Origin of the sequence: Bradyrhizobium uaiense (genome assembly GCF_010811875.1) — a bacterium.
Taxonomy (GTDB): Bacteria; Pseudomonadota; Alphaproteobacteria; order Rhizobiales; family Xanthobacteraceae; genus Bradyrhizobium; species Bradyrhizobium uaiense.
This window is the reverse complement of sequence record NZ_VKHP01001255.1, coordinates 1-213: the sequence shown is the minus strand read 5'-3', so window position 1 is coordinate 213 and position 213 is coordinate 1. Positions and strand designations below refer to the sequence as shown.

Sequence of the window (213 nt, the reverse complement as noted above, 5' to 3'; positions counted from 1 at the left end):
CGGCTGACCAAGATCAAGCATCCCTGGACCAATGGCCAGGTCGAGCGCATGAACCGGACCATCAAGGAAGCGACCGTCCAACGCTATCACTACGATCGACACCATCAGCTCGAAGCTCACCTGACGCCGATCACTTGCGCCAAGCCATCGCCGCCAAAGGCGCGCTCGCCGTCATTCCCAACAACCCGTCACGCGCGCTCAAATACCCACTCG

2 pseudogenes are annotated in these 213 nt (G+C 60.6%); both read left to right on the top strand.

Annotated elements, in window-relative coordinates:
- Nucleotides 1-123: pseudogene (locus FNJ47_RS49530) on the top strand (IS481 family transposase); the annotation flags it as partial.
- Nucleotides 108-213 (top strand): annotated as a pseudogene (locus FNJ47_RS49525) (IS5/IS1182 family transposase); the annotation flags it as partial. The pseudogenes FNJ47_RS49530 and FNJ47_RS49525, both read left to right, overlap by 16 nt.